Raw genomic sequence first — 11,946 nt, forward strand, 5'->3', positions numbered from 1 at the left:
GCTATTGTGCTGGGAAAACAAACGTGACAGGCAGTGTGGTGTTTCCTACTAATTGTTCCACCTGTGCTTTATCACTAGATAATATCGCTGTAATTTCGTGCTTTTGCAGACCGTATTGTTGCATAGTAGCGGCAGGATCGCGCCGGTAATCCTGTTGCAATTCAAGATTGATGGCTAAATCTTCAAAAAACTGTATTACAGTCTCCATGCGGTTTCCTGCTGTTGTTTAGCGCTAATAGTACTGCGGCAGTAACTAGCTGCAGTTATTCTCTAATGTAGTGTAAATAGAAACCGCAAACAACTATTGGCTTTGTGTTCTTGCGCATAAAAGCATACTTTTTAATTCCGTTTGGTTATATATGAGTGCGATAAGCTCTTTTGCTAACCGTTAACGCAGCGCTATGCTAGGCATTAACAATTGCTGACTGTTTTAGCAAGCGGAGCCGCTGTGCAATATCTTCCATTATTCGTTAAATTAATCGATAAACCAGTGCTGATTGTTGGCGGTGGCTCGGTGGCGCTGCGTAAAGCCGGCACTTTGTTAAGTGCCGGCGCAAAGTTATATGTGGTATCGCCGGAGTTTGCTACGGAATTTATCGATTGGCAGCGCGAGGGTAAAGCCGAGCTTATTAAAGGCTACTTTGAGCCAGCCTTATTAGATGGCAAGTTATTGGTGATTGCCGCCACCGATAATGACAGCGTAAACGCCGCGGTGTTTGATGCTGCCACCGCGCGCAATATGCTGGTGAATACGGTGGATGATCAGCCCAAATGCGGTTTTATTTTTCCGTCTATTATTGACCGCAACCCGATTATTATTGCTATCTCCAGTTTTGGCACCGCCCCGGTGCTGGCAAGGCGCTTACGCGAAAAGCTTGAAACCTTATTACCACAACATTTAGGGCCGTTAGCCCAGCTGGTGGGGCGTTTTCGTGGCCAGGTAAAAGCCAAAATTAACGGTTTTGCTGCGCGCCGGCAATTTTGGGAAAAGGTGTTTAACTCTGATGTAGTACGCGATGTGCAGGCTAATCAGCTGCCACAAGCCGAAAAACGCTTAGCAGCGCTGCTAGCCGAGCCGCAGCAACTGGCTGGTGAAGTGTATGTGGTAGGGGCTGGCCCGGGCGATCCCGAGCTATTAACATTAAAAGCATTACAACTAATGCAGCAAGCCGATGTTGTGGTGTACGACTATCTGGTGTCGCCCGACATTATGCAGTTGGTGCGCCGTGATGCCGAGCTAATTTGCGTTGGCAAAAAAGCCGGTGCGCATTCGGTGGCGCAGCTGGAAACAAATAAAATACTCGTTGAATTAGCCTTAGCCGGTAAAAAAATCTGTCGCTTAAAAGGCGGTGATCCGTTTATTTTTGGTCGCGGTGGCGAAGAAATTCAGGCGTTGCTGGCGCATAACATTGCCTTTCAGGTAGTGCCCGGCGTTACTGCAGCAGCAGGCTGTGCCGCCTATGCGGGTATACCGCTAACCCATCGCGACCATGCGCAAAGCGTGCAATTTGTTACCGGCCATTGCCGCAGCGATGGCAGCGAGCCAGACTGGCAGAGCATGAGCACCGCTAACCAAACCGTGGTTATTTATATGGGTTTAATGAAAGCGGCCCATATTCAACAACAATTACTGGCGGCGGGGCGCGCAGCCAGTACGCCGGTAGCGATTATTGAAAATGGCACCCGGCTTGATCAACGCATTATTACTACCGAGTTAAGCACCTTAGCTGAGCAGATAAGTAGCCAGCAGGTGCAATCACCGGCTTTGCTAATCATCGGCGAGGTGGTCAGTTTGCAACGTCAGCTGCATTGGTTTGGCGCCCGGCCGCAAGTACCCGTATTTGCCCAGCCATTAACTCAGCTGCGCTAATTCTGGTAAACTTAGTTATTTACAATGTGAAGCAACCCTTTCTCGCAAGGACTACAACATGACAGTGCAGTTACTCCCAGCAGTTATTAGCATTGCCGAACAGGCCGGTGCGGCTATTTTAGCCGTTTATGGCCGTGAGCAAGCCGATTTTAATATTAGCGCTAAGGCTGACGACTCACCGCTAACGGCGGCCGATTTAGCCGCACACCAGCTTATTGTTGCCTTGCTTAGCAAGCTAACTCCAGAACTGCCCATTTTGTCAGAAGAAGCGGCTGATATTAGCTGGGATATTCGTCAGCACTGGCAGCGTTACTGGCTGGTTGACCCGCTCGATGGTACGAAAGAGTTTATTAAACGCAATGGCGAATTTACCGTAAATATTGCGTTAATTGAGCACGGTGAGCCGATTTTAGGCGTAGTACATGCACCGGTATTAGCTAAAACCTACTATGCCGCTTTGGGCCAGGGTGCTTTTTTAAAGCAGCACACCGGTGTTACTGCTATTAATGCGAACCACGCCAGTAGCAAGCAGTTGGTAAAAGTGGTGGGTAGTCGCAGCCACCCCAGCCCCGATTTAGCCGTTTATTTAGCACAATTTACCCAGCATGAAATGGTGCCGGTTGGCAGTTCGCTTAAATTTTGCTTAGTGGCTGATGGCACGGCCGACGTGTATCCGCGGTTTGGCCCTACCATGGCCTGGGACACCGGTGCCGGGCATATTATCGCCAGCGAAGCTGGTGCAACGGTTAGCTTTACCGGCATTGCTAACAAGGTTTATCAGCGCGAACCGCTGTTAAATCCAAATTTTATGGTATCGGCGCTACGCGACTAATTCTCGCCAGTGCGGTACACTAAGCACCTTATATACAGGTGACTTATGCGTTTAGATAAATTTATATGTGATTGTACTGGCTTAACCCGCAGCCAAGCTGGCAAAGTATTGCGCCAAAAGCGGGTAACGATTAATGGCCAGTTAGTAAAACAAGCGTCGTTGCAGGTTGCCGATAGTGATCAGGTGGTGCTGGAGGGTAAACCCCTAACAATAGTTGGCCTGCGCTACATTATGCTGCACAAGCCCGCCGGCTATTTATGTGCCAATGATGACCCCGAGCACCCGATAGTATTTAACTTGCTGGACGAGCCAATAGTAGAGCGCTTGCACACTGTTGGCCGGCTTGACTTAGACACCACCGGCTTATTATTAATAACCGACGATGGTCAGTGGTCGCACCGAATAAGCTCACCGAAACACCATATTGCTAAAACCTACCGGGTATGGACTGCCGACCCCATTGGCGATGACGCTGTCAGCTTGTTTGCCGAAGGCATAATGCTACGCGGTGAAAAAGACCCGACCAAACCGGCTGAGCTGGACATTGTCGCCGCGCATGAAGCGCTGCTTACCATTCATGAAGGCCGTTACCATCAGGTAAAGCGCATGTTTGCCGCTATTGGTAACAAGGTAGAACAATTGCACCGCGAAAAAATTGGCGGCCTGCAACTGCCTGCCGATTTAGCCGAGGGTGCGTATCGGCAACTAACTGCAGCAGAGCTGGAATTGTTAGCAAAGTAGCTAATTTAGCTAAGTAGGAATTTTATTCTATCTCATCTTTTAAAAGATAATTTATTCCGGTAAAGTTGCGCTAACAAAATTCAGGGTTGTTGTTACATCAACTTTAAATTTTGTTGCGCATTACACAATAAATATTGTGTGTAGTTGAATATGATGGTCGGCATGGAACGCTAGCCCCCTACTCTTGGTGGCCGTTAAGTTTGTGCTGATCATAATGAGGGCCATATGAAAAAAATAATACTTCCAATCCTGATTTTAGCGTTGACCGCTTGCACATCAGCTACTCGTGAAACTGTCAATAAAGTTCCTGACACCAAACCCGTCGTTAGTAAAACGCTGGCTCAGCCAGAGGTAATGTCTTTAAAGCGGGTAATTGCTATAGCGCGCTTTTCAGATGAAACCAAACGTGGCAACGCCTTTTTGGTAGACCAAAATGCCGATCGTTTAGGTAAGCAAGCGTCTGATATTCTTGCTGCTCGTTTAACAGAAACTAATAAATTTATAATGTTAGAGCGGGCTGATTTAGACAAAGTTATTGCCGAGCAAAATTTTGCCGGTAATGCGGTGCAGGCAGTTGGTTCAGACTACCTGATTGTTGGCTCAGTTTCAGAATTTGGCCGTTCTAGCACCAGCGAGGTTGGAGTATTCAGCCGAAACCGAATTCAAACTGCAACAGCTACAGTTAATGTCCGGCTGGTAAATACTAAGACTGGCCAGGTACTATATTCAGAAGAAGCCACCGGAGAAGCACGTGTTGAAGCAAACACTGTTGCAGGAATTGGTGAGCGTGCCGCTTATGACACGGCGATAAATGATAAGGCGTTATCAGCAGCCATTTCAAAGCTAGTCAGTAATATTGCAGAAAACCTGCTTGACGCCCCCTGGCAGGCATATTTAATTAGTCAGCAGGGTGCTAACTACCTGATGACTGGTGGTAAAGCTCAGGGAATTAGCTTAAACGATACCTTTGACGTGCAAACCGCCGGCGAGCAAATTAAAAACCCGCAAACAGGCCTGTTTATTACCTTGCCTGGCAACACAGTTGCCACCGTTAAAGTGGTTGGCTTTATTGGTGAAGGCGAGAATGAATTGTCAGTTTGTCAGCTGGTAACAGGTAATATTACTGAGCTTGAGCTGCAGAGACTTGTAGTCCGTGAAAAAGGGAAAGCGTAATAATGAAAAATATCTTATTAATTGCAATGGTTTTTATGCTATCTGCCTGTAGTGCAGGTTTCAGTACTTCTACCCAGGTAGACGACAAAGCATATTTACAGCTTGCTGGTGATTTCGCCAATACCGTATTAATTATTAATGACCAGCAACCAATCAGTCTGGATAGTAATGACGTCAATACGTTTAAACTAAATGGCGAAATGGTAGCAAAATTTGATTTGCCGACGGGTTCTCATACTGTGGAAGTATTACGAGCTAATACGACGGTGGTTAAACGTAAAATATATGTCTCAAACGGCAATACTTTCGAGGTGAGGATCCCATGAAAATAATAAAACTAGCGGTTATATCTGTGTTGGCTTTAGGGCTAACTGCTTGTCAGGCCACTAATTCAATTTACTATTGGGGTGATTATTCTGACTCCGCTTATAAATTAAAAAATACTCCGACAGATGAGTCCAGAACCAAACATAAGGCTAGCTTGCTAAGTATTGTTAATAATGCTCAGACTAAAAACAAGAAAATCCCCCCAGGTATCTACGCAGAATTAGCAATGTTGGAAGCAGAGGATCGTAATGTAGATTTAGCATTACAATATTTCAGCAAAGAGAAAGAGTTGTTTCCGGAATCGACCAAGATCGTGGATATGATGATCAACTCAATGAATAAGGATGTTTAATATGAAACGAGTTCGTATTTGTCTAGTGGGTGCCGTCAGTTTTATTATGGCAGGTTGCGCGTCGCCAATGATATCGAAACAAGACGCCTTTCCAAAAGTGTATCAGGAAAACCCGTTATCTATTTTGGTGGTGCCAGCAATTAATAATTCTACAGCTGCCGATGCACCTGATTTATATTCTACCACCATTGCTCAACCAATAGCCGAAGCGGGTTATTATGTTATGCCACTACCGTTAACCAATTTTATATTAAACAATGAAGGCATAATTGATGGTGCCCAGTTGCGTGATGTAAACGCTATAAAGTTTAAACAGTTATTTGATGCCGATGCAGTATTGTTTGTTACCATTAATAAATGGGACACCAATTACTATGTAACCGGCGGCAATGTTACTGTTGGTGCCGAATTCGATTTAGTGTCTACTGCCACTAACGAGGTGTTGTGGAACTACAATAACGTCATTGTTCATAATACTTCTGGTAATAGCGGCAATATCATTGCTGATATTATTGCTACTGCCATTACCACTGCTTTAACTGATTATGTGCCGGTTGCTCGCATTGTAAACGCCACAGTAGTTAATACATTGCCTGCAGGAAAATACAGCGCCAAGCATGGTAAAGATGGTTTAGAAAAAGCGGTTAATAAGAATATGAGCACTCAAACTAAAGGCTAAGAAATTGGCGACTAACTTGTTAACAGCAGTAATCTTTAAGTAAAAGCTGCTGCAGAACAAACTACTTGATAGCCGGTTATAATAGCCGGCTTTTTTAATTATCGGTGCGTTAGCCGGTTGGTTAGCTGGCAATATTATGAAAGGCCGCGGTTTTGGCCTGTTAGGCAATATTGGAGTGGGTATTGTTGGTGCCTTTTTAGGGGGCTTGGCTTCTTATGGATTTATTGGTTCACTGGTTACCGCCACCGTGGGCGCCGTGGTATTGATTTATCTGATTAGCTTAATTAAACAAAGTTAGTCAAGCCGCTAGTTATTAGGGCAACGAACAGTGCTGCAGGCTTGTTGTTAAAATAAATCCAGTGACTCCCCTTGATCTGGCACTGCCTGATCTTTCTTCTCTTTGGCATTAAGCCTGGCCCGGCGTTGTAGCAGCAGTTTCAGAATGTGACTTCGTTCGGTAGCTGGTTTCTGGTGCCAGTTAAAGCGCTCATCGCGCGAGCGCAGACAACCAAGGCAATAGCCGCGGTTATTGCTCTGGCACACCCCGATACAGGGGTTAGGTATGTCGAATAGCTCTAACTGATCCACAGTGCTACCGCGCTGGCTGATGAATACACTAAGTGTACGTTGTGGCAGGCCAAAGGTGCAAACAGGTTTAAGGCTGCAAAATGACCAATTATTTTAAGCAGATCATAAAAAGTGGTTGACTTCAGACTGATAGACGGCTATTTCTAATAGTAAGTTGGTCTGCAGAGCAGACTGTATAACTAAAAATATTTTCAACCAAACAAATAAGTAAGAGTTATTTTATGCGTTTAGCTGCTGTTCTGAACATTATTGTCCTCGTGGTCGTGGTGATTATTAGTCGCCGCGGGGGCATGCGTTTGGAAAGTTAAAGCAGCAAAAATAAACTTCCAACAAAACCCCCGCTCCGCAAGGACCGGGGGTTTTGTCGTTTCAGGGCCAGTGAAAACTAAACAGCAACACGAGGTTACAAATGAAAGGCGCAGAGTTGGTACTACAGGTGTTGCAGCAGCATGGGGTGGATACCATTTTTGGGTATCCCGGCGGCGCTATTATGCCAATTTATGACGCTATTTATGCCAGCCCGGTAAAGCATTACCTGTGCCGGCATGAACAAGGCGGCGCCTTTTCGGCCATTGGTTATGCCCGTAGCTCGGGTAAGGTTGGCGTGTGTTTGGCTACCTCTGGCCCGGGGGCCACCAATTTAATTACTTCATTAGCCGATGCCATGCTCGACTCGGTGCCGCTGGTGGCGATTACTGGCCAGGTATCGCAAGCGGTAATGGGCACAGATGCTTTTCAGGAAATCGACGTGCTGGGTTTAAGCATCAGCGTAACTAAACACAGCTTTATGGTACGCAGTGTCGATGAGCTAGCCGCTACCTTACATCAGGCCTTTGCTATCGCCCGCTCTGGCCGGCCCGGCCCGGTGTTGGTTGATATTCCAAAAGACGTGCAACTGGCAGAAGTTGCGGTAGTTGATGTGGCGCAGCAGCAACCGGAAAATAGGCTAACAACCTCGCTAGCCCAGAGCGCGAAGGCCCGCCAGTTAATTGCCAATGCCAAAAAGCCGATGGCGTATATTGGTGGTGGCGTACATATGGCTAGTGCCATGGCGCAATTGCAGGATTTTTTACACCAATGCCCAATGCCCTCTGTTACCACCTTAAAAGGCATGGGCTCGGTGGCCAAAGACAACCCCTATTACTTAGGCATGTTGGGCATGCATGGCACCCAGGCGGCTAATATTGCCGTGCAGCAGTGCGATTTACTTATTTGCTTAGGTGCACGGTTTGACGACCGGGTAACCGGTAACCTAAAGAAATTTGCGCCCCATGCCAAGGTTATTCATGTGGATATTGACCCAGCCGAAATTAATAAAGTGCGCTTTGCGCAGGTATCTTTTTTGGGTGATATGCAAAAAATTCTGCCGGCTATTGCCAGCACTACAGATTGCAGTGACTGGTTAGCGCATTGCAGCAGTTTAAAGCAGCAACACGGCTGGCGTTATGACCACCCGGGCGAGCGTATTTACGCCCCGTTAATGCTAAAGCAGTTAAGTGAGCGCATGCCCAATAACAGTGTGGTGTGCTGCGATGTTGGCCAGCACCAAATGTGGGTAGCGCAGCATATGCGCTTTAGTCACCCGCGCAACCATTTATCCAGTGGCGGTCTCGGTACTATGGGTTTTGGTTTGCCCGCTGCAATTGGCGCCAAATTAGCCCGGCCACACGATACCGTTATAGCCGTGTCGGGCGACGGGTCTTTTATGATGAATGTGCAAGAGCTTGCCACCATAAAGCGCTTTCGGTTGCCGGTTAAAATTGTCATTGTTGATAACCAGCGCCTGGGTATGGTGAAGCAATGGCAGCAGTTGTTTTTTAATGAGCGTTATAGCGAAACGGATTTATCTGACAACCCGGATTTTGTGGCGCTGGCCGCCGCCTTTGCCATACCTGGCCACAGCGTAAGCCGTAAAGATGAAGTTGAAAGCGCGCTAGAAGCCATGTTTACCTGGCCTGGCCCGTATTTACTGCACGTTCGAATTGACGAAAAAGATAACGTTTGGCCATTAGTACCGCCGGGTGCTGCCAATGAAGATATGCTTATGGAGAGCAACCAATGAACCATACCCTAACCATCACCGCCAATAATGAAGCCAGCGTTGTTGAACGTTTGTTGCAGGTGACCCGCTATCGCGGCTACCAGTTGGCCGGGCTGCAATTAACGCCACTGGCAGAAATGGCCGGTTTGCTGATCACCTTAACCGTGACCAGTGACAAGCCCATTCATTTACTGACCAGTCAGCTGCACAAGTTATACGACGTGCGCGAGTTGCAACTGGCCAGTGCTGACATTGCCGCGCTGCGGGCCTGAGTTATGATGCTTAACAAGCTGGCAATAGCGCAACACGACGACTCAGATACAGCAATAATGCAGCGGTATTTGCGCGAAATTTTGCTGTCGCCGGTGTATCAGGCTGCAGTAGAAACACCATTAGATGACATGGTAAAACTTAGTCAGCGGCTGGGCCATAACGTGTTACTAAAGCGCGAAGACAAACAGCCGGTGTACTCGTTTAAACTGCGTGGTGCTTTTCATAAACTGTATAAAGTACAACAGCAAAACCCCAATGCGCGGGTGGTGTGTGCTTCGGCGGGTAACCATGCTCAGGGCGTGGCGCTGTCGGCCAGTAAGCTGCAATTGCACGCTACTATTGTTATGCCAATAACCACGCCCGAAATTAAAGTAGCCGCAGTAAAAGCATTCGGCGGTAATGTATTGCTGCATGGCACTGCCTTTGATGAAGCCAACAGCTACGCTATAAACTTAGCGCGCGCCGAAGGCGCAGTGTATATCCCGCCGTTTGATGATGCGGACGTTATTGCCGGCCAGGGCACGGTAGCTAAAGAGCTGTTAAGCCAGCATAACCACTTAAATGCGGTGTTCATTCCGGTAGGCGGCGGCGGTATTTTAGCCGGCATGGCGGTGTATATTAAAGCTATTCAGCCTAATGTGCGGGTAATCGGTGTTGAGCCAGAAGACGCCGCCAGTTTAAAAGCCGCTATGGCAGCAGGTGAGCCAGTTACTCTTGAGCGGGTGGGTTTATTTGCTGATGGGGTGGCGGTAAAGCGGGTAGGAACAGAAAACTTTAACCTGGCGAAACGCTTTTGCGACGAAGTGGTTACCGTATCAAGCGATGAAATATGTGCTGCCATTAAAGACATTTTTGATGATTTACGCGCGGTGGCAGAGCCAGCAGGTGCCCTGGCGCTGGCCGGTTTAAAAAAATACAGTCAGCAGCTACATAACAGCACCTTAGCTAAGCCGCAGCACTTTGCCGCGGTGTTAAGTGGGGCTAACTTAAACTTTGATACGCTGCGCTATGTGTCTGAACGCTGCGAGCTGGGCGAGAAAAAAGAAGCGGTGTTTGCGGTAACCATACCGGAAGAAAAAGGCAGCTTCCGCCGCTTTTGCCAGGCATTGGGCGGCCGGGCTATTACTGAATTTAACTATCGTTATGCCAGCGACAATAAGGCACATATTTTTGTTGGTATAAAACTGCGTTACGGCCAGCAAGAATTAGACACCGTATGTAAGCTATTAAGCGACGCCGGTTATGCCTATCAGGATTTATCTGACGACGAACTGGCCAAACTGCATGTTCGCCATATGGTTGGCGGTATGCCGCCGCGCGAGTTAACCGAACAGGTGTATCAGTTTAACTTTCCGGAATACCCCGGGGCTTTAATGAATTTTTTAAATACCCTCGGGGAGCACTGGAATATCACCTTATTTCACTACCGCAACCACGGCGCCGCCACCGGTGATGTACTGGCCGGCTTTGAAGTGGCGCAGCACAGCGATATCGCCAGCTATTTAGACAAGCTGGGTTATCAGTACCAACAAGTTAGCAGTAACCGAAGTTATCAGACGTTCTTAACGGCGGGAGTAATGTTACGGGCAAGCTAATTATTATTTTTCCTTGCGGCATCCAAAAAGAGATGATTTAATAACTTTTTATTAATATTTGTAGCCATCAGGGACGATAAAACGATGTCGCAATTAAAAATAAGCCGCAATGAACTACAGAATGCGTTTAAAGAAAATCAGCATGATGTTTACGCTTTAAACAGTAAAGAGATGACAGAACTCTGGGTTGCAGAGCAAAAGAGTAAGGGTAAAACCCCTCAGCAAATAACAGCAATTTTTGAAGGTTTAACTGAAACCGTTTTAGCCAAACAACTAGAGATTTATGGAAGAGAATTTGGTGGAACCGTACTAGCTGCGAGTTCGGAAATTCGGATGCTCAATACCCTGGCAATGGATATGAAGCGTTCTGGCAGTATTTTCGGAAGGTACTATGTTCAAGTTCTTGGAGGCAAACAATATATTATTTTTAAAGGGCGCGCCGGCTTACGACAGATACTAACGGGTTCGCGCTACCTTGCCAGCAACACAAAAGTGATGAGCATGGGAGTGGGCGGGCAGGCGCTCAAATCATCCGCTAAAGGTGGTTTTTTAATTTCTATACTGTTTTCTGTAACGATCAATTCCCTGAGTTGGTTATTTGAAGACGAATATAGGTGGACTGACTGGTTAGGTGCTATCAGTGCCGATATTGTAAAAGCAGTTATTGCTAGTGCTGCAGGTTATGCAATCGGTGCTATTGCTGCAACACTCACAACCATCGCGGTTGTTCCACTTACACTTGGTTTAATTATGGCCGTTGGCACTGCATGGTTTTTATATGAGGTGGATCAGCACTTCGGTATTACGACTGCGCTTATTTGGAAATTAGAACAAAAAGAAGAGAGCCTGAAGCGCGATATCGCTTCAGGTTTCTACTATGTTTTAAGTTCAACTGGTGCTGTTGTCAGGCGACAATTATCACTAACTTTACGAAGCTATTTAAATTCTTTTGTAAAGCCAAGGTTTAGGTAATGGCGCACCAAGGCTCAAAATTAAAATTAGCGATTTACTCGCTACTGGCATTTATTATGATGCTAGCGATGAGTATCGCAGCATTTATGTTGTTATTCACAGGGTGGCGTCAACACGCTGACTTTATCGTGAGCCAGCAGTCATTAATCGTTTTAAGTAATATGCATGGTTATGGACCCGGAATTATAATCGGTACCTTTTCTGGTGCTTTACTCTTTCTGCTCTATTTTTTTTATCGTTGTATTTTTCAAACTGAAACCATCTTGTTTAAGAGGGCAGAAAAACTGCTCGCGTCTTTAACTATGTTCGGCTTAATAGCTATGTTTGCTGGCAGTTACTTTATATCCTCTTACTGGCAGGACAAGGCTGGATCAGCAGGATACTTTCCTTGCCCACCAATGATTCTACTAACCAACCGCGTGACAATGGAGGTTTGGGTTAAAAACGAAGCGTTATGTTATGACCGTGATGTACGACGGATCATTAGCCGGGGCACACCAGCC

General features: G+C 46.7%; 15 protein-coding genes. 13 read left to right on the forward strand and 2 right to left on the reverse strand.

The window, feature by feature from the left end; genetic code table 11:
- Position 1: 1 nt before the first annotated feature.
- Complete coding sequence (locus VT06_RS06765; protein WP_046553526.1) at positions 2-208, reverse strand: hypothetical protein; 207 nt, start codon at positions 206-208, stop codon at positions 2-4.
- 240 nt (positions 209-448) lie between these two features.
- Here VT06_RS06765 and cysG point away from each other — a divergent pair, with 240 nt between their 5' ends.
- From cysG to VT06_RS18425, 8 genes are all read left to right on the forward strand, one after another.
- Entirely contained in the window at positions 449-1,870 is a 1,422-nt protein-coding gene (gene cysG / locus VT06_RS06770; RefSeq protein ID WP_046553550.1) for a siroheme synthase CysG, read from the forward strand.
- Between the two features lie 58 nt (positions 1,871-1,928).
- Positions 1,929-2,702, forward strand: coding sequence for a 3'(2'),5'-bisphosphate nucleotidase CysQ (cysQ, locus tag VT06_RS06775; protein WP_046553527.1), 774 nt, complete (start codon positions 1,929-1,931; stop codon positions 2,700-2,702).
- Positions 2,703-2,747: 45 nt separating this feature from the next.
- Positions 2,748-3,443, forward strand: a complete 696-nt coding sequence (rsuA, locus tag VT06_RS06780) for a 16S rRNA pseudouridine(516) synthase RsuA (RefSeq protein ID WP_046553528.1) — start codon at positions 2,748-2,750, stop codon at positions 3,441-3,443.
- Positions 3,444-3,668: 225 nt separating this feature from the next.
- Positions 3,669-4,616, forward strand: coding sequence for a CsgG/HfaB family protein (locus VT06_RS06785; protein ID WP_046553529.1), 948 nt, complete (start codon positions 3,669-3,671; stop codon positions 4,614-4,616).
- 2 nt (positions 4,617-4,618) lie between these two features.
- Positions 4,619-4,942: a hypothetical protein gene (locus VT06_RS06790; RefSeq protein ID WP_046553530.1), complete on the forward strand. Its 324-nt coding sequence runs from the start codon at positions 4,619-4,621 to the stop codon at positions 4,940-4,942.
- Positions 4,939-5,295: a DUF4810 domain-containing protein gene (locus tag VT06_RS06795; protein WP_046553531.1), complete on the forward strand. Its 357-nt coding sequence runs from the start codon at positions 4,939-4,941 to the stop codon at positions 5,293-5,295. The genes VT06_RS06790 and VT06_RS06795 overlap by 4 nt, the downstream gene beginning before the upstream one ends.
- Position 5,296: 1 nt before the next feature.
- Positions 5,297-5,974, forward strand: coding sequence for a GNA1162 family protein (locus VT06_RS06800; protein ID WP_046553532.1), 678 nt, complete (start codon positions 5,297-5,299; stop codon positions 5,972-5,974).
- Positions 5,975-6,110: 136 nt separating this feature from the next.
- Positions 6,111-6,272, forward strand: a complete 162-nt coding sequence (locus tag VT06_RS18425; protein WP_200897925.1) for a GlsB/YeaQ/YmgE family stress response membrane protein — start codon at positions 6,111-6,113, stop codon at positions 6,270-6,272.
- A gap of 47 nt (positions 6,273-6,319) precedes the next feature.
- Here the strand turns inward: VT06_RS18425 and VT06_RS06805 are convergent, their stop codons facing one another.
- Positions 6,320-6,562 carry a DUF1289 domain-containing protein gene (locus VT06_RS06805; protein ID WP_046553533.1) on the reverse strand — a complete coding sequence of 81 codons (243 nt, stop codon included), beginning with the start codon at positions 6,560-6,562 and terminating at the stop codon, positions 6,320-6,322.
- Between the two features lie 409 nt (positions 6,563-6,971).
- Here VT06_RS06805 and ilvG point away from each other — a divergent pair, with 409 nt between their 5' ends.
- From ilvG to VT06_RS06830, 5 genes are all read left to right on the forward strand, one after another.
- Positions 6,972-8,624, forward strand: a complete 1,653-nt coding sequence (ilvG, locus tag VT06_RS06810) for an acetolactate synthase 2 catalytic subunit (protein ID WP_046553534.1) — start codon at positions 6,972-6,974, stop codon at positions 8,622-8,624.
- Positions 8,621-8,875, forward strand: coding sequence for an acetolactate synthase 2 small subunit (gene ilvM, locus VT06_RS06815; RefSeq protein WP_046553535.1), 255 nt, complete (start codon positions 8,621-8,623; stop codon positions 8,873-8,875). Before ilvG ends, ilvM begins: the two co-directional genes overlap by 4 nt.
- A 6-nt stretch (positions 8,876-8,881) precedes the next feature.
- The gene (ilvA, locus tag VT06_RS06820; RefSeq protein WP_046553551.1) at positions 8,882-10,471 is read left to right on the forward strand and encodes a threonine ammonia-lyase, biosynthetic; all 1,590 of its coding nucleotides are present in this window, start codon (positions 8,882-8,884) and stop codon (positions 10,469-10,471) included.
- Between the two features lie 84 nt (positions 10,472-10,555).
- On the forward strand, positions 10,556-11,443 hold the full coding sequence (locus VT06_RS06825) for a hypothetical protein (RefSeq protein WP_046553536.1): 888 nt from the start codon (positions 10,556-10,558) through the stop codon (positions 11,441-11,443).
- Positions 11,443-11,946 (forward strand): hypothetical protein (locus VT06_RS06830; RefSeq protein ID WP_046553537.1); only part of this gene is annotated, 504 nt, incomplete at its 3' end. The genes VT06_RS06825 and VT06_RS06830, both read left to right, overlap by 1 nt.

This window comes from Arsukibacterium sp. MJ3 (assembly GCF_000987765.1).
In the GTDB taxonomy this organism is placed as follows: domain Bacteria; phylum Pseudomonadota; class Gammaproteobacteria; order Enterobacterales; family Alteromonadaceae; genus Alishewanella.